17 protein-coding genes and 1 pseudogene are annotated in these 16,741 nt (G+C 54.3%); 7 read left to right on the plus strand and 11 right to left on the minus strand.

Annotated elements, in window-relative coordinates:
• Positions 1 to 131 precede the first annotated feature (131 nt).
• From NHF56_RS16895 to NHF56_RS16925, 7 genes are all read right to left on the minus strand, one after another.
• Positions 132 to 923 (minus strand): SDR family NAD(P)-dependent oxidoreductase, encoded by a 792-nt coding sequence (locus NHF56_RS16895; RefSeq protein WP_252806695.1) that lies wholly within the window; start codon positions 921 to 923, stop codon positions 132 to 134.
• Entirely contained in the window at positions 920 to 2,164 is a 1,245-nt protein-coding gene (locus NHF56_RS16900) for a Tm-1-like ATP-binding domain-containing protein (protein WP_252806697.1), read from the minus strand. Before NHF56_RS16900 ends, NHF56_RS16895 begins: the two co-directional genes overlap by 4 nt.
• A gap of 17 nt (positions 2,165 to 2,181) precedes the next feature.
• A complete protein-coding gene (locus NHF56_RS16905) occupies positions 2,182 to 3,120 on the minus strand; it encodes a phosphotransferase enzyme family protein (protein ID WP_252806699.1) in 939 nt (312 codons plus the stop codon).
• Positions 3,117 to 4,394 (minus strand): aspartate aminotransferase family protein, encoded by a 1,278-nt coding sequence (locus tag NHF56_RS16910; RefSeq protein WP_252806701.1) that lies wholly within the window; start codon positions 4,392 to 4,394, stop codon positions 3,117 to 3,119. Before NHF56_RS16910 ends, NHF56_RS16905 begins: the two co-directional genes overlap by 4 nt.
• Positions 4,394 to 5,884, minus strand: a complete 1,491-nt coding sequence (locus NHF56_RS16915; protein ID WP_252806703.1) for a tripartite tricarboxylate transporter permease — start codon at positions 5,882 to 5,884, stop codon at positions 4,394 to 4,396. Before NHF56_RS16915 ends, NHF56_RS16910 begins: the two co-directional genes overlap by 1 nt.
• 7 nt (positions 5,885 to 5,891) lie before the next feature.
• Positions 5,892 to 6,431, minus strand: coding sequence for a tripartite tricarboxylate transporter TctB family protein (locus tag NHF56_RS16920; protein ID WP_252806705.1), 540 nt, complete (start codon positions 6,429 to 6,431; stop codon positions 5,892 to 5,894).
• A gap of 151 nt (positions 6,432 to 6,582) precedes the next feature.
• Positions 6,583 to 7,518 carry a tripartite tricarboxylate transporter substrate binding protein gene (locus NHF56_RS16925; RefSeq protein ID WP_252806707.1) on the minus strand — a complete coding sequence of 312 codons (936 nt, stop codon included), beginning with the start codon at positions 7,516 to 7,518 and terminating at the stop codon, positions 6,583 to 6,585.
• Positions 7,519 to 7,639: 121 nt separating this feature from the next.
• On the opposite strand from NHF56_RS16925, the gene NHF56_RS16930 reads away from it, so the two are divergent.
• The 7 genes and pseudogenes from NHF56_RS16930 to NHF56_RS16960 all read left to right on the plus strand — a co-directional run bounded on the left by NHF56_RS16930 (position 7,640) and on the right by NHF56_RS16960 (position 13,072).
• On the plus strand, positions 7,640 to 8,437 hold the full coding sequence (locus tag NHF56_RS16930) for an IclR family transcriptional regulator (protein ID WP_252806709.1): 798 nt from the start codon (positions 7,640 to 7,642) through the stop codon (positions 8,435 to 8,437).
• A gap of 304 nt (positions 8,438 to 8,741) precedes the next feature.
• On the plus strand, positions 8,742 to 8,936 hold the full coding sequence (locus tag NHF56_RS16935) for a transposase (protein ID WP_373456332.1): 195 nt from the start codon (positions 8,742 to 8,744) through the stop codon (positions 8,934 to 8,936).
• 87 nt (positions 8,937 to 9,023) lie between these two features.
• A complete protein-coding gene (locus NHF56_RS16940; protein WP_252806711.1) occupies positions 9,024 to 10,505 on the plus strand; it encodes an aldehyde dehydrogenase in 1,482 nt (493 codons plus the stop codon).
• Positions 10,505 to 11,152 (plus strand): HAD-IA family hydrolase, encoded by a 648-nt coding sequence (locus NHF56_RS16945; RefSeq protein ID WP_373456327.1) that lies wholly within the window; start codon positions 10,505 to 10,507, stop codon positions 11,150 to 11,152. The genes NHF56_RS16940 and NHF56_RS16945 overlap by 1 nt, the downstream gene beginning before the upstream one ends.
• A gap of 4 nt (positions 11,153 to 11,156) precedes the next feature.
• Positions 11,157 to 12,509 (plus strand): aspartate aminotransferase family protein, encoded by a 1,353-nt coding sequence (locus NHF56_RS16950; protein WP_252806713.1) that lies wholly within the window; start codon positions 11,157 to 11,159, stop codon positions 12,507 to 12,509.
• Between the two features lie 241 nt (positions 12,510 to 12,750).
• Positions 12,751 to 12,936 (plus strand): annotated as a pseudogene (locus tag NHF56_RS16955) (DDE-type integrase/transposase/recombinase); the annotation flags it as partial.
• Positions 12,884 to 13,072 (plus strand): hypothetical protein, encoded by a 189-nt coding sequence (locus NHF56_RS16960; protein ID WP_252806715.1) that lies wholly within the window; start codon positions 12,884 to 12,886, stop codon positions 13,070 to 13,072. The pseudogene NHF56_RS16955 and the gene NHF56_RS16960, both read left to right, overlap by 53 nt.
• 95 nt (positions 13,073 to 13,167) lie before the next feature.
• Here NHF56_RS16960 and NHF56_RS16965 read toward each other — a convergent pair whose 3' ends face one another.
• The 4 genes from NHF56_RS16965 to NHF56_RS16980 are packed head-to-tail and all read right to left on the minus strand — an operon-like array spanning position 13,168 to position 16,728.
• Positions 13,168 to 14,133, minus strand: a complete 966-nt coding sequence (locus NHF56_RS16965) for a fumarylacetoacetate hydrolase family protein (protein WP_252806717.1) — start codon at positions 14,131 to 14,133, stop codon at positions 13,168 to 13,170.
• A gap of 49 nt (positions 14,134 to 14,182) precedes the next feature.
• Positions 14,183 to 14,758 carry a cupin domain-containing protein gene (locus tag NHF56_RS16970; protein ID WP_252806719.1) on the minus strand — a complete coding sequence of 192 codons (576 nt, stop codon included), beginning with the start codon at positions 14,756 to 14,758 and terminating at the stop codon, positions 14,183 to 14,185.
• 1 nt (position 14,759) lies between these two features.
• Positions 14,760 to 15,575, minus strand: a complete 816-nt coding sequence (locus NHF56_RS16975; RefSeq protein WP_252806721.1) for a cyclase family protein — start codon at positions 15,573 to 15,575, stop codon at positions 14,760 to 14,762.
• Between the two features lie 7 nt (positions 15,576 to 15,582).
• Positions 15,583 to 16,728, minus strand: coding sequence for an MFS transporter (locus NHF56_RS16980; RefSeq protein ID WP_252806723.1), 1,146 nt, complete (start codon positions 16,726 to 16,728; stop codon positions 15,583 to 15,585).
• Between the last annotated feature and the right edge of the window lie 13 nt (positions 16,729 to 16,741).

Genomic DNA, 16,741 nt, shown 5'->3' on the forward strand with positions numbered 1-16,741 from the left:
GGCTGGACGGTCAACGATCACGATGCGCTCATCGCGCGCCTTTCGGACTGCAAAAAGTTGACAAAGCATGAAAACGCAGCCTGTTACCGGATAATTGCGACGTTAAAAATCTTTGCTACACGCCCAATTTGTTACCCGAATGCCAATGTAGGAACATCAACAATCGTCGACCCGCCATCGGCAGTAAGCGTCGCTCCAGTGATCATGGACGCGTCCGATGAGCACAGGAAGGCCATCACGGCGGCAATCTCATCAGGATCGGCGGGTCGTCTAAGTGGAACATCCCGCGTAACCATTTTATAAGCCTCCTCTCGGGACGCCAAACCAAGCTTTGCTTGGAGTTCGTCCATTTCTGCATCCGCCATCTCTGTCGTGACCCAACCTGGGCACACAGCATTACAACGCACGCCCTGAGGGCCGAAATCACGCGCAATGGAACGAACCAATCCAATCTGGGCATGCTTTGTAATCGTATAGCCGAACGCGGTGGCGGGGGCTGCAAGGCTCGCGATCGACGCTGTAACGGCAATTACACCTTTTCTGCGGATCAACTCAGGCATGGCCTCGCGCAGTAGGACAATCGCAGTATCGAGATTAGCGTGACGGCAATCTTCCCAATCCTGATCCGTGGTTTCGACAATTGTCGCAAAACCATGGCCACCTGCATTGGCCACCACGATGTCCAGACCGCCAAACTGTTCTACCGCTTTTGCCACGGCGGATTTCGACTGCACTGGATCGGCAGCATCACCGATAAATATTGTGGAGCCGGTAGCCTCTGCGACCCTTTCGAGTTGTTCAGCGCGTCGACCCATAATCACGACTTTGGCAGCCTCCTGCACAAACCTTCGCGCAGTGGCTGCTCCAATGCCTGTTCCGCCGCCTGAAATCAAAGCGACTTTTCCTGCTAATCGCCCGTTCATGACGCGGTTTTTCCTGCAGGCACCAAGCCTTCGGCAACCCAGGCGTCGAATTTGTCCAACACGGCGTCGCAGAACGCAGCATCATTAATATGGCAGTCCAATACGGTCATATCCACTCGGCCCTGCATTACCCTCTCAAACTCTGATGTAAAGGCTTCAAGTCCCTCTGGGTCGTATGCCGATTCTCCAGGTCGGTCCCATTCTTCAATGCCGCCCTTCGGTAAGATGAAATGGGTGGGCCCCTTCGCCGATGCGAGACTGTCTGCGATGGCTTGGGCAAGTTGCTTACGCTCATCACCGTTGAATGCGACGTTTTTGATAAGCCGATTGTGCTGATGGAAAGGGCGATCCTTGAACCTGTCGGGAATCTCTTGCCAGCCTGCCAGATCAAGAATATCCGCCGCTCCCGGTGCGACGATTTGTGGTGTACCGCTACTCCCGGCTCCTGACAGTCGATCCGCACCCGCGCTTACCAATGAGCCATACTGGACATTGACAAATTCCTGCAACGAGAAGTCCATGACACAGGCGAACACGCCATCTGATGCAAGTCTCTCAAAAGCCATGCCACCCATGCCGGTTGTATGAAAAACGGCAACATCATATCCGCGTTTTACCAACTCGGGATGGAGGCGTTTCATATATTTCAGACATGAAGAACCAAGCGATGTCATGCCGATAACCGGACGGTCGAAAGAAGGCTTTTCTACTGCCCGTGCGGCTCCGAGTACTGCCCCCGCTGCCTGGCTCAATGATGATTTGCATAAGGGATTGAGACCATAGAGGCCTCCCGCCCAGAGAATGAACTGGACATCTGCGGCCATGCGTTCAGCGGCAATCAACGGAGAACCGGCGACAGTTGACACAAGATACTTCGGAACGCCAACCGGCAGTGCCTGCGAGCAATCAAGTCCAAGGTCTGTGCCCATCGTGCCGCCCAGCGCTATCATGCCATCGAAACGTCCTTCGTCGTAAAGTCGGCGAGTGAGCAAAGCGGCTCCAGCGCTCATCTTTTCGAAAGCCTCTCCTTCTTCTCCCAGCGCGATCAATTCGGCAATGGTTGTTCCTGCCGCCTGCGCAACATCATGCTTACTGATTGCCACAGGAATGGCGGCATTTCCGAGAATACTGACATCCATGGCAAGGACTGCGCCGCCTTGTAATTCTATCCGCTCGATCAGGTATCCGAGTTCGTCTGCTTTGGTATCGAAGGTGCCAATAACCAAAATCGTCTTTTTCATGGTTCCCCCATCTGGATTCAGCGCATATTGAAAAAAGATATGCAGAGGTTTTTTGCTTCTGAGACGAAACGTTCGTTGCGCAATTCCCCTCCTGTCTCGTGAATGCGTGGCACGATCCAACCGACATAGGTTAATGCGCGCATGGTGATGAAGACATCAAGCCCCTCGATGTTCAGGGCGCGTCGGTTGAGGTAACCCTCAATGAGCGCTGATTTAAGCTCGGAGTAATCAGGCTCTGCCATGTTTTTCGACAAAACGGTTGCGATGTCGAACAGTCGATAACCGAAACCGCCGTCATCAAAATCGATTATCTTGATAGTCTTTCCATCAAGAAGAACGTTTTCGCGAACCAGATCAGCGTGGATTAACCCATAATCCAGGCCGGACGAAAGCTCTGCTATCCGGTCTCTAGCAACACTGCGGAATTGAACGAACAACTCACGTGTATCCTTTGGTAGAGTCGGATTGTCCCAAAAGCGCCCCCATAATGGAGATTCGCCAAGCAGTCCTTCCAAATCCCAATCGCACCTATGGAATCCATCTGGCCGTTGCCATTCGTCACAGGCGGCATGCATCTTGGCCATTTCGGCCCCAAGGGCATAAAAAGTATCGCTCCGATTATGGAGCTCCAACGGATGCCGACTCTTGCCCAAAGGTTTTCCAGGCAGCCAGCTAACCATATCGACATAAAATGAATCGATGCACTCAAGGAAGCGCCCGTTGCGCGATGGCAGCGGCAATGGCACGTGAAGGCCGGACTTTTCCATAGCGTCAAGCCACTGGAGCTCAGAATTGAGTTCGCTCATCTCCCGATAGCCAGGCCGCTTGATCCGGAGCGCAAAATCACCTTGAGAAGTACGCACCCGATAAACGCGGTTCTCGCGGCCTGCGACAAACTCGCAGTCGTTGCCCGTCACGCCCCAAAGCGCCAGCGCCGCCTCTACAAGATCACTCATATTGACTTCACAGCCTCGCCGATGACCTCATCGAGAGCAGTAATCAAAAGATCCAGATGTTCTTCAGCAAACGGCATCGGTGGCCGAATCTTCAATGTATTCTTGTGCCGGCCTAATTTGGAAAGGATGAAGCCACGGTGCCGCATCTTATTGACGACACGGTCCGTGAAGGACACGGCCGGTTCCTTACTGTCATGATCAAGTACGAATTCAGCGCCGAAAACCATCCCAGACTGTCGGACATCGCCAATTACAGGATACTTTGCGGCCAGTTCCATCAAGCGATCGTATGCGAGTAACCCCATTTTGCGAGCATGATCCTGAAGCTGCTTCTCTTGTAGCTCTTCCAAAACGGCCATTGCGGCTGCACAGCTGACCGGATTTCCTCCAAAAGTGTTGAAGTAGCGGAATGATTTGCGAAACCGCGCCATAATCTCTGCGCTGGTGACCAGTCCTGCAACAGGATGGCCATTGCCCATTGGTTTGCCCATCGTGACGATATCCGGGATAACTCCCTGCTTTTGATGTGCCCAAAAGTGTGTTCCGCAACGCCCGAAACCCGACTGTACTTCGTCACAGATGACAAGGCCGCCAGCGCGACGTGCAGCCTCGGCTGCCGGCTTTAGCCAGCCTTCCTTTTGTGTCGGAAATCCCTCGTTCAGGAAGAGTGGGCAGACAATCAGAGCAGCAAATCCAATCCCGCTTTGTTCCAGATCGTCGATTGCTTCTTGCACTTTCGCTGCAAAATGCTGTCCGTCAGGATCGGAAATGCGAAGGCTGTCTGGAGCCTCAACGTGGCGCAGATATTGATCCAGGCCGAACCCGACTTCAGGAACATTGCTTTTTGAAAGGTGGCTCACCAGCGTAGTATTGCCGTGATAGGTGGCATCCGTTGCGATGATGCCGCGTTTTCCCGTCATGGCCTCAGCCATGCGAAGAGCGATGTCATTTGCTTCGGACCCTGTGCAGGTCAAAATCGCGGTTTTCAGTGGATCGTCAAAGGTCGCCGTCAGGCGTTCGACATAGTTGAGAATGCCTTCATGCAGATAGCGTGTATGCGTGTTCAGAGTGGAAGCCTGCTTGCAGATTGCTTCGACGACGCGCGGGTTGCAATGACCGACATGCGGGACGTTGTTGTAGCAATCGAGATATTTACGCCCATCAGCGTCCCAAAGCCAAACACCTTCTCCGCGTACAATATGAACCGGTTCATCGTAAAAGGTCGAGACGTTTGGGCCAAGGAGAGCGCGACGTCGAGCAACGAGGTCTTGCATCAGCTTTTTTCTCCGGTCGTTTTTCTATCTTTTATGACGGTCCAGATTTGCGCTCCGAGGGCGAGAACGATCATTGAGAAAAGGATGAAGGCAATTGGGCGGTCAATGAAGTCCCATGGCACTCGTACGCGTGCCATTGCGGTTCTCAACCGGTCCTCCATCAATTTACCAAGGACAATGCCCAAAATGATGGGTGATGTGGGAAGGTCGAGCCGTTTAAGGATGAAGCCGAAAAATCCAAATGCTGATGCTATAGCAATATCTGTCAGCGAGTTGCGCAGTGTGTATATGCCAATCAGACTGAAGGTGAAGATCATAATACCCAAAAAGCGATCGGGAATAAGCATCACTTTCATGAGTGTCTTGGTGGAAAAGAAGAGAAATGTCACCACAATGACGTTCAACAAGAACAGGCTGATATACAACGCGTAGATGAAGTCCAGATGCTGTGCAAAAAGTTGCGGACCGGGAATTACGTTATGAACGTAAAACACTGCCAACATCATGGCGGTCAGTTCCTCACCGGGAATTCCCAGTGCCAGAAGCGGAATCATGGCAGCAGCCGGAACAGAATTGTTCGCTGCTTCAGAGGCGACAATACCCTCAGGGTTCCCCTTGCCGAACAGTTCTGGCGTCTTGGAAGTACGTTGAGCATAGGCATAGGACATGAACTGCGACATGAACTCACCTACACCGGGGATCATGCCGCAGATAACACCAAGCGCAGACGCAACCGTTGCAATGCGTCTGAACACCCACAAATCACGCATTTGGGTGAAGAAGCCGATTTTTTCTACTTCAGGCAACTTTACCGGTTTGTCCTCACTCATAACCAGTACGAGCGCTTGGCTGATGGCAAAAAGCCCCAAAACAACGACAATCAGGTCAATGCCGGATTGAAGCCATGTCTGGCCGAAAGTGAAGCGTTGCGAATATGCGGAAGGTTCAATGCCGATGGTCTGCAGAAATATACCAAGGCAGGCAAGAATTGCCGCAGGTAAAACCTGCCCGCGATGGGTGACAATCACGAGGACTATACCGAGCAATGCCGCAAGGAAAATTTCGCGGGCACCGAACATTGGCGCAATCTTTGCGAGGACAGGCGCCAAAAGCAAAAGTGACACAATGGAAATGACCGCGCCGTAAAATGACGCCGAATAGGCCAGACTCAAGGCGCGCCGTGACTCTCCGCGTTTTGTCATCGGGTAACCGTCATAAGTGGTCAATGCATTCACGGGTGTGCCAGGTGTGTTGACCAGGATTGCCGGAATGGCGCCGCCAAACATGGATGAACCATAAATGCCCAGCAGCGCAGTCAGGCCAACGATTGGCTCGAGCGAAAAGGTGACCGGAAGGACGATTGCAATCGCCACGGCTGCACCAACACCTGGCATAGCGCCGACGAGAACCCCGCCAATCGAACCAATCAGAAGCGCAGCGATCACATCCCAGCGCGCCAGCATTTCTATACTTGAAAGAAGCGTGTCCATGGCGACCTCAAAAATAGCGGAGAAGGAAATAGCGGAACGTATCAGGCGCGAATTCATAAATCGCACCGCCTGGGATCTTCACGTTCATCGCCGTTTTGAAAAACAGAACCACAAACACGCCGAAGAGTCCGGCAACCATAACTGAACGTCCGCGATATCCCAGACGAAGAGCCATTCCTGTGGTGAACAACACGGTCGCAATTAAATAGCCAAGGAGTGGTATGGCTGCGACATAGAGCATGTACCACCCGACAAACTCGAGCGACCGCATCCAGACAGTTGCCTCCTGCCAACGGCCAGGTGTACGGGTAATGCGCATTCGCGATAATGCGTTCAACAATCCAAACAGAACCACTCCGCCGAGTGATAACATCGGCCAAAAGCGAGGTTGCGCCGCAAAGCCCTTGCCCGGCAACCACGTTGTTTGCCAGGGCGCCAGTGCAAGCAACGCCACGGCGACAAACATTGTAATGGTTACAAAAAGCATCTCTCCCGGCTTGCGGCTTTCTGGGAAAACATGCGGATGGTCATCTTCTTGATAGCTCATCTGGTCGGCTTCTCTCTCAAATTTGATCGCACCCGATTGCCGGCCGCGCAAAGCGCGATCGACGATCGGAATCCATGAAAAGTGCGGAGATACAGAATATCCGTGTCAGGTCCGCACGACAGCGCGGACCCCATCAATATGAGTGATTTGTTTATTGGCCGAGCAATTTGGAAACGCGTCCTATTGCCTCAACATCAGACTTGATACGTGCCGTGGCAGCATCAGCATCAGCCCAATAGACAATGGCGCCGGTCTTCTTGGCAAGCTCCAGAGCTCGTTCGGAAGACATGGTTTCCTTTGCCGAGGCGATGATTTTTTCGCGTACATCTTTCGGCGTGTCCTTGTGAACGAACAAGCCATTCCACAGCGAAATGTTCAATTCTGGCGCTATTGACTTCAGCGTTGGAGCCTCAGGAACGACGGCAATGGGCTCGTCTGTGATGGTTGCAAGAATTTTAACCTTGTCCAGGCAAGGAAGAAGCTGCTGGATCGTCGTGTTAATCACGTCAAAATCGCCGGATGCGATCGAGTTGCAATCAAGAGCCGCAGCAGACGCTTCTCCACCCCATTCAAAGCCAAGCACTTTTGCGGCCGCAAACGTCGCCTGCGTAGGAAGCAGGAAGGCTCCAAAATGACCGAGAAGCTGTGGCTGCGTTTTGGAATATTCAGCAAGTTCAGCCATGTTGGAATATGGAGACTCGATAGATGTGGCAACCACGAAGGGGTAGGTAAGGAAAATGCCGAGCGGCTCAAACGGATCCGGGTTCAGGCCTGGTACCCCGACTTCAGGTCCAACCACAGGGATATCGACGACAAAAGAGCCGATCGTGTATCCATCAGCTGGGGCCGAGGCGACTTCAGCAGCGCCAGGAAATGGACCGCCTTCTGAAGGCTTGTTTACAACGGCAGCAGCAACCCCATACTTTTTCTCGAAATCTTCTGCAATCATGCGTGTGAGAACATCTTCGAGGTCGCCAGGAGGAAACGGCACTACGAAGCTGACGGGGCGGTCCGGGTATTCCGCATGTGCCGGAGTGATGAAGCTGGCTGCGGCCAGCATGAGAAGCGCAATTTTTGATTTCAGCATTGACTTTTCCCTCTGTGGTTCATTATTATCACCATCGGTTTAAAGATAGCTCGCTGCTTACTTCTCGTCAACTAATTTCGAGGTGCGGCGCGCCTATTCTACGTCAGGATTGAAAACATACATGTCGACAACAGTTGCCAAAGCCCTGTCTCTTTTGAACTTTTTCTCGGAGGTGGAGCCGGAATTAGGATTGTCCGAACTTGCCCGCCGCTCGGGCTTAGATAAAGCCACTGTGCATCGGATGCTGGTTACGATGTGCGATCAAGGGCTTCTGGAACAGCGGGGTAATGCTCGCCTTTATAGACTGGGAGCTGGCGTTTTGCGTTTGGCGCGCATACGCGAAACGGCCTTCCCTATGACTTCGGTTTATCAGAATTCCATTGATGTTCTTTCATCAACAATTGGCGAGACCGCGCATGCATCTTTAATTTCAGGTCGGATACTCGCGACAATTGGCATTTCGGAAAGCAATAGGGGGAGCCGTGTCTCGCTTGTTGCGGGCGAGATATTGCCGATGCACAGTACGGCATCCGGGCTGGCTTTTCTGGCCTATGCCAAGCCGGATTTTGTGGAGCGTGTTTTGAGTGAGCCATTGAAGGGGAAGACCGCGCGAACGCTGACTGATCCAAATGTAATTCGTGCGCGGCTTCAGGAAATACGCCTGACTGGTTACGCCGAGGCGGACCAGACAAACGAAGACGATGTCTATGGCATTGCAGTTCCTGTTTTTGATGCGGACGGCGCTCCGGGGGGAGCTATTGCTGTTGCAACGCCCGCACATAGAATGACGAACGATTTGCGCACTAAGACCATTGCTGCCTTGTTCCGTGAAGTTGAGGCCGTAAGTAGCCAAATGGGTGGACACCCCCCGTCCGAATTTCTGCAGGCGGTTACCCGATTCACGCAATCTCGCGCCTAACCGAATAGCCGCGCTGACTCGCAATATCCAACAACGCGGATTGGGCAACGGACACGTGATAAACGCCTCCTTTGGGGGGGGGCACAGTCACTACAAACATTGAACGTGTTTGTAAGCAAATCGCTGCCTTCTCTTCTTGGCTAGACAATTTACTCTCTCAAAGGGGTGCTTGATTGAAGGCGCACATGTTGTCGCGACGATCCGCGTCGCGACCGTCAACGCTGGCCACTCATGCACGTCTGCAGTAGACGGCGCCGGCGGTGAAATCGAGCGCCCGCGCGAAGCTCAACGCAGCGGTAAGACCCTGACGCGCGGACAACCGGCACTGCGATCCATCTCCAAGGTCGTAAACTCATACCGTCAGCGCAATCTGGTGGAGCGTTTCTACCGCAAACTTAAACAATTCAGAGGCACCGCAACACGATGTGACAACGGTCCCGCAAGCTTTCTCGCTGTCGTTAAACGCGCAGCAACGAGAATTTGGATCGGGTCGCTATGAGTTTGCAGCCCAGTTGACAGAAAATCTCGCATAGAACATTATATAAACCGGTGGTGTAAATAATAAACCGTGACAGGTTGGGGATTCATGAATCAGGATCGTATCGACGCGCTTCGCGCGGTTCCGCTCGCGCCGTTTCAACATGTGATCAATGGTTGCCGCGTTTCAGCCTCGGACGCGGGCGTTCTTCCCGTTGTGTCGCCAGTTAACGGAACCACCATCACCACAATGGCGCGCGGCACCCGAAAAGACGCTATTTCCGCGATAGCGGCGGCTCGGGAAGCGTTCGACAACGGTTGCTGGTCTGAGATGGCTCCATTGGCCCGCAAGAAGGTCCTGCTAAAATGGGCGGAGCTGATCGAAGCGAACGCTTTGGAACTTGCGGTGTTGGGCGTTCGTGAGAACGGCACGGAAATTTCGATGGCCCTGAAAGCAGAGCCAATGTCTGCAGCCGCCACGATACGTTTTTATGCAGAAGCGATTGACAAGCTTTTTGGTGAAGTCGCACCGACAGATCCAGCTTTTCTTGGGCTTGTGCATCGCGAACCTGCGGGTGTCGTGGGAGCTATCGTTCCTTGGAATTTCCCTCTCATGATCGGAGCTTGGAAAATAGGGCCGGCTCTAGCTGCCGGTTGCACTATGGTGCTCAAACCCGCTGAAACGGCGTCACTCAGCCTGGTGCGGCTCGCAGAGCTGGCTCTGGATGCAGGCGTGCCGCCTGGCGTATTCAATGTTGTGACCGGTGAAGGGCATGTTGTCGGCGCACAGATTGCTGAATCCATGGATGTGGACGTGCTGGTTTTTACCGGGTCCGGAGCAACCGGGCGAAGGCTGCTTGAGGCGGCTGCACAGTCGAATATGAAACGGGTCTATCTGGAGCTCGGTGGCAAATCGCCGAATATCGTCTTTGCTGACGCACCTGATCTGGACGAGGCGGCAAAAGTCTCTGCCCATGGCATATTTCGTAATTCCGGGCAGGTCTGTATCGCCGGCTCCCGTATTCTGGTCGAGCGTCGCATTCATGAGCTTTTCGTGGAAAAGCTGACGGCCCACGCTGCATCCATCAAGGTTGGCGACCCGCTGGATGTGACGACCCAGTCCGGTGCGGTCAATTCAGAGAGGCAATTGCGGCAGAACCTGCAATTTTTGGAGGAAGCGCGCAGCTTAGGGCGCAAGGTTATCGGGGGGCAGCAAATCCTGCAGGAAAGCGGTGGATTTTATATGGCGCCTGCGATCGTCGCCGATACAGCCCGCGATGACAGGTTGTTTCAAGAAGAGGTTTTCGGTCCGGTTCTGGCAGTGACTCCGTTTGATAGCGAAGAAGAGGCCGTGAAGCTTGCCAATGATACGCGCTACGGCCTTGCTGCTGCTGTTTGGACGTCGAACTTGTCGCGGGCTCATCGTATGGTTCGCAAGATTCGAGCGGGATTGGTGCATATCAACACCTATGGTGGCTCCGACCTCACAATTCCTCTGGGCGGCGTTAAACAGTCGGGCAACGGGCATGACAAGTCCCTTCACGCCTTTGACAAATTTCTCGATCTCAAGACTGCATGGATAAAACTGTGATGCGCGCCCTCGTTCTCGATTTTGGTGGAGTGATCTCCAAGACTTTGTTTGAAACGCATGCGCTGTCTGAAGCAGCGCTTGGATTGCCATCCGGTACGCTCAAATGGCAGGGCCCTTTCAATCCCGAAGGGGATGACGCCTGGCGGGCGATGCAGGCGGGCGAGATGACAGAACGAGAATATTGGGCCTTGAGAATGCGCGAGACAGGTGCGCTTGTCGGAGAAGAATGGACCGAGTTTCCCCAGTTTGTTGGTCGCTTGCGCGGCGCGGAACCGGAGGCGGTTATACGTCCGGAAGCGCTTGATGCAATCCGGCAAGCCAAGACTTCGGGTTATAAACTTGCCATTCTGTCTAACGAGCTCGACCTTTTCTATGGCAAGGATTTTCGCAGCAGATTGCCATTTCTTGCTGATTTCGACCTGATTGTTGATGCTACTTATACCGGTATCCTCAAGCCGGACCCGCGAGCTTTCCAGTTCGTAACCGATGGACTGAAAATAGAGGCGGAAAACTGCGTATTCGTGGATGATCAAGCCAAGAATTTGGAGGGTGCCATAGCGGTCGGTATGCCTCATGTTCACTTTGACGTAACGCAACCAGGCGACAGCTATGCCAAAGCGCTCGGTATGCTCGCAGGAGTAAAATAATCAAATGAGAACGTCTAACTACCTGAAAGAAAACAATGCAAAGCGCCTTTGGCATCCAATGGCGCATCCTGCCGACAGCCTTGCCAATCCGCCGGACATCATTGTCGAGGGAGAGGGTGTGGAAATCGTGGATGTCGACGGACACCGGCTGGTCGATGCTGTAGGAGGTCTGTGGAATGTCAATCTTGGCTATTCCTGCGAGCCCGTAAAGCAAGCCATTTCTTCACAGCTCAATCGCCTGCCTTATTATTCGATTTTTCGCGGGACAACCAATGACAACGTCATTGAACTGGCTGAAATGCTGGCTACGTTCTTCGCTCCCGATGGCTTGTCGCGCGCATTCTTCACTTCAGGTGGATCAGACGGTGTAGAAATCGCCTTGCGTCTTGCTCGTCAGTACCACAAAATTCGTGGCGAAGCAGGCCGCGTCAAATTTCTCAGCCTGAAGAAGGGATATCACGGGACGCATACACTCGGCGCTTCGGTGAACGGCAACGCCAATTTCAGAACGCAGTATGAGCCCTTGATGCCGGGCTGTTTCCATACACCGGCACCATATACCTATCGAAATCCGTTCAACGAAACTGATCCTGAGCGCCTCGCGCAGCTATGCCTTGCAGCTGTTGAAGACGAAATCAAGTTTCAGGATCCCTCAACGATTGCAGCGTTTATTGTAGAGCCGGTACTTGGCGCGGGCGGTGTCATTCCTCCGCACAAAAGCTTTATGCCTGGATTGCGTGCAATTTGTTCCAAATACGGCATATTGTTGATCGCCGATGAGGTTATTACTGCATTTGGCCGCACCGGCAGCTGGACAGGTTCAAGGCATTGGGGCGTTCAGCCGGACCTGCTTTGCTCTGCAAAGGCCATAACCAATGGTTACTTCCCGTTTGGCGCGGTCATGGTGTCGGATGCTGTTGCCGAGGTGTTTGAAAATGACAAGTCGGGTAAGGCTGCAATCGGTTCAGGCTATACGTATTCCGGACATCCGGTTGGTGCAGCTGCCGCCATTGCATGCCTTAAAGAAACCGAGAGGCTGAATGTTGCCGCAAATGCGGCTGTGCGCGGTGATGAGCTGTTTGCCGGCTTGCAGGCCCTCAAAGCCAAGCACGACGTCATCGGTGATGTGCGTGGTGGTGAGGGACTTATGTGTGCATTGGAACTGGTCTCCGACCGCGTATCCAAGGCCCCGATCGACAAGAAGACAATCGGCAAAGTGCATCGTGTTACATACGAGGCTGGCGTTATGATTCGCGTTTCCGGTAACAACATCATTCTTTCGCCGCCGCTGATTATCTCTGCAGCGGATGTCGCAAAAATTCTTTCGGCGCTGGACAAGGGCTTTTCGGAGCTTTGAAGCTGTTTAAGCCACACTGTGTGTATTGAGGTTGCTCATTTGAACCGAAGGGGCCAACTCAGAGCAGCAGAACATGCCGTATTCAACAAGTCGCGGCTATCGCAGGGCAACTGAGCCAGCGATAGCCGAGCCTTCGACTTTAATGAAAATCTGCGACGGAACCCAAGAGCCACGATAGTTGCAATGTAACGGTGACCCAATCAGCTTGTAAGCGAGACGTTGGCTTCCGCGTTCTTGGGAGCGCGCCATCAACAACTACGGCAATCCGGTGGACTTTCTGCCGACAGCAAAGCGTGACCTTGGTGTCGCTAAGCGCTTCTTCCGCAAGATGTTGACGGACGAACCGTTGCCCTCACCCGGCAAGATCGGCACCGATGGCGGGGGAACGTTTCCGCCTGCAATCGGGAACCGTGTGGAGGACAGACTTCACAGGCGGCTGGACAGTCAACGGGCTTGGCAAAGAGTGCGTCCAGATATTGCTGGTCGGTCAGGTCACCGCAGCACCACTCGACCAGATCACCCGAAATGGCGCCGGACCGCAGGTCGGCGAGCACGAGCGATGATAGAGGCGTACCCAATGCCTTTGGGTTGCAGGCAAGGTGGCCGGCCAGTCCTTCGCCGAGAAAACCCTCGCCCCCCTAATGACAACCCGCATGGTTCAGGCCTTCACGACTTTCTGATCGATGGCGCCGAAAAGCGGTGTGCCATCCGGCAGCTCGGCTTCCATTTTCACGGTGTCACCAAATCGCATAAAGCCGGTTTTGGGTTCGCCCTGATCTATCATCTCGATGCCGCGCCGCTCGGCAATGCAGGAGGAACCGACCTCGCGGAAATTTTCATTTGAGACGGTGCCGGAGCCGATCACGGTGCCGGCGACGAGATCACGCGAATAGGCAGCGTGGGCGACCAGTTCGTCGAAGCCTACGCTCATTGCATAACCGTTGGCGGCTCCAAAGCGCACCTCGTTCCAATAGACCTTGAGAGGCAGATCGATGCGCGCATCGCGCCAATGGGCTCCAAGCTCGTCGGGTGTCACTGCAACGGGGGCCATGGAACTGGCCGGCTTGGCATGAATCCAGCCGAACCCGGTTTTCATTTCAATCGGTGCCAGTTTGCGGAGACTCCAGTCGTTGATCTGAACCAGAAGCCGGATATGGGCTCTTGCTTCCTCCGCCGACGTACTCATGGGCACTGCATCGACAATCACACCAAACTCGCCTTCAAAATCGATCCCGTCTTCTTCAGACGGAAGACGAACGTCTTGGCAGGGGCCATAAAAGCGGTCGGACATACCCTGGTACATCAGTGGTCGCCCGCCAGTGTCGTGGGGTGGCAGGTTGAAGACCTTCTGCATCAGTTCACCGTGGCTGTCATAGGCCGAACCATCCAGCCACTGCCATGCGCGCGGCAGTGGGGCCAGAGCATTTTGGCGGTTGAACACTTCGCCACCACCAGCATTCAAGCGCTCGTATTCGGTTTTCAATTCCGCCTCAACATCACGCCAGCGTTCAAGCGCTGCCTGCATCGTTTCGGCGGCCTTCGCAGGCATGCAGCGTGTGTGGTCACGGCTGACAATATGCAGGCGTCCGTCCGGCGTTCCATTGGGCAGTGTTGCAAATTTCATATTTCAGCTCCCGTCAGAGATGGTTGTTCCGACGTCAGTGTGACCAAGGTCACGGACCCAGTTTATTGGCGATATCCGGTGCGTATTGGCCGTCCACCAGAATGAATAACATTCGACAGGGTTTGCCGGAGCGGTTGGCCCATGCATGATTGGTGCCGCGTTGAATGACGACGCAGCCGGGTTTCAATTCCACCTCGCCTGTATCCAGAACCAGGGTCAGCTCGCCTTCCATCACAATGCCGTAGTCGATGCTTTCCGTGCGATGCATCAGCGGGTGCGGTGAATCGCCAGCAGCCGTTGAGGCTTTGGAGTCGCCGATTTCCGAGAAAGCGTCGTGCATTTTGGACGCTCCCGCTTTCAGGAAATCCTCGGTGTCCGGTGGAATGTCGACAAAGCGGATACGGGTGCCATTTGTTGGCGGCGGCAAGATGATCGGTCCTGCCGCTACGTCAGCGCCATTGTCGATGAGCGGATTTGATCCTTGCGTATTCCACACTTCGTGGAAAGTGGTGCCGGGAATAGCCTCGAGCTCTTTCACCACCGGCAGCGGGCCCATCGAGGCGACAATGGATTTCCCGTTCTCGTCATGGCCTGTCACGATCCGTTGTATTTTCGGAAATGTCATGTCACTTGCCCCAAGGATCGAAAATGGCGACGGCGCGAGTGGAGCCGGCGGAGCCGCCCCTCACCTTCTGCGGGAAACAGGCAATTGTGAAACCGGTCGGCGGCAGGGTTTCCAGATTGTGCAGCTTTTCCATGTGGCAATAGCCAATATCGCGCCCGGCCTTGTGGCCTTCCCAGATCAGCGAGCGATCGCCCGTTTCGCGAAATCTTTCAGCAGCAAATGCCGTCGGCGGATCCCAGCTCCAGGCGTCCGTGCCGGTTACGCGGATGCCGCGCTCCAATAGATACATGGTGGCTTCATAGCCCATCCCACATCCCGAATTGAGGTAGTCGTCATGCCCATAGCGTTCGCCGGCACGGGTGTTGATGACCACGATTTCCAGCGGGTTCAATTCATGGCCGATGCGTTTCAGCTCCGCTTCAACATCGGCGGCGGACACCCGATAACCATCTTCGAAATGGCGAAAGTCGAGTTTAACGCCAGGCTGGAAACACCAGTCAAGCGGCACTTCGTCGATGGTCATGGAGCGGCGGGGGCCGCCGATTTTGGCATCCATGGTAGAATGATAATGCCAGGGTGCATCAAGATGCGTGCCGTTATGTGTGGTCACTTCCAGCTTTTCGGCCGCTCCGGCCTCGCCATCGGGGAAATCCTCCGGCTTGCTGCCGGGATAGAGCAACATGAACTCGTTCAGTGTATCCCCATGTCCCTGATAGGTTATCTTTGGTGCCAGCGGCAGTGGATCGGACAAGACGTCGTTTTCGAGATAAATCGAGAGATCCACAATCCGCGGTGCAGGCGTGCCGCTATTCGACATTGTCACATTACTCCGCTGCTATGAGACTTTCTTGCTGCTTTGCCTGCGAGAACATCGCAACCGCGATCACTGCGACCACGCACGCTGCAAAGCCAATCGCCGGGTAGCCGGAAAACTTGATCAAGGTGCCGCCCAAAACGGGGCCAACGGCCGAACCGATCATGAGCATGGCAGGCGTGGAGGCCACAGCGCGCCCGCTGGGGTCAAGCCTGGAAAGCAGGCCGAAGGCAAATGTGTGGGTGAAGATCATCACCGCAACATAAACCGCACCGGCCAGCGCGTAGGGCATGAACGTGCTGCTCAGCATGATTACCAAAGCAAGCGCCGCCTGCACCACCGGGCCAGTCATAGCGACCTTTTGCGCATTCAACCGCTTTTCCAGAAACGCAGCCAACGGCGCCGGGAAAAGATTGACGAAGCCAAGCGCGACGAGAACGCCCGTGACGGCACCCAGTCCGAAACCACGATCTTCGCCCAGTTGCTGGAAGAAGGCAAAGACCATGGATTGGTTAATCGCCATCAGCGAAACACCAATAATGCCAGCCCAAACGGCCTTGCCAAATTTGGTTGTAGGTTCCAGCGTGGCCGTTTCGGCCTGAACGGAGGGCCGGGGGAAAAAAGCCAAACTCACCAAGGCGGCTATCGCCATGAGCCCGGCGAAGATGACAAAGAGGATTGACCCACCTTGTGCCTTAATCACCTGCGGCGCTGCGCCGAGAAACACAATGGCGAATACGCCAAGTGCCGTGCCAGCAATGGCAAACATTCTATGCGGGTTGAGGCTGCGGCCCATAGTTCCATGGACGAATGAGAGCGCGGAGCCAACTGAAACACCGGCCAACAGATGCGCAATCGCCAGTGGACCGAAAGCTGTTTGCGTGGAGGCAAGGCCCATCACCACTGCAGCGGCGACAAAGCCGATTGTAGCAACGGCGCGTCCACTGAAACGGTTGAACATGGGTGCCAGGATAATGGATGCGATCACTGCACCAATCAGAAATAACGTTACAAGCCCGCCCGCCTGCTGCGTGTCAAAACCGTATGTTGAAATCAGCGCGGCGATCCAGACCGGCAGGGCAACCAGATCAACCATCCCCGCCACATGGGCAACGGTCAGGGCAAACCGACCTGAAACCTTTTCTTTAGACGCCATTTCTCTCTCCTCC

It is taken from the genome of Rhizobium sp. L1K21 (assembly GCF_024055895.1).
Classification (GTDB): Bacteria; Pseudomonadota; Alphaproteobacteria; order Rhizobiales; family Rhizobiaceae; genus Ensifer_A.